The organism is Schumannella sp. 10F1B-5-1 (genome assembly GCF_006517535.1).
Lineage (GTDB): Bacteria > Actinomycetota > Actinomycetes > Actinomycetales > Microbacteriaceae > Schumannella.
The window spans coordinates 1-256 of the sequence record NZ_VHQH01000229.1 but is presented as its reverse complement, the minus strand read 5'-3'; the positions used below and the strand labels follow the sequence as shown (position 1 = coordinate 256).

Sequence of the window (256 nt, the reverse complement as noted above, 5' to 3'; positions counted from 1 at the left end):
CGGGCTCGAGGTGACCGACGCCGAGCTGATGGTGGGCACCTCGGCCGGCTCGACCGCCGCCGCGCAACTCGCGGGCCGCGACCCGCGTGCGCTGCTGGCGGACATCCTCGCGACGCCGGTGCCCGCCGTCGATCGTCGACCCGCGCCCGGCCGACCGGGCGCCAGCCAGTTGGAGCGCACGAACGCGGTGATCGCCGCGTCGACGGATGTCGTCGACATGCGACGCAGGATGGGCTCGGCGTTCCTCGAGCACGTC

The 256-nt window shown here is 75.0% G+C and carries 1 pseudogene; it reads left to right on the top strand.

What is annotated here, in order from left to right:
• Positions 1-10 precede the first annotated feature (10 nt).
• Positions 11-256 (top strand): annotated as a pseudogene (locus FJ658_RS15520) (patatin-like phospholipase family protein); the annotation flags it as partial.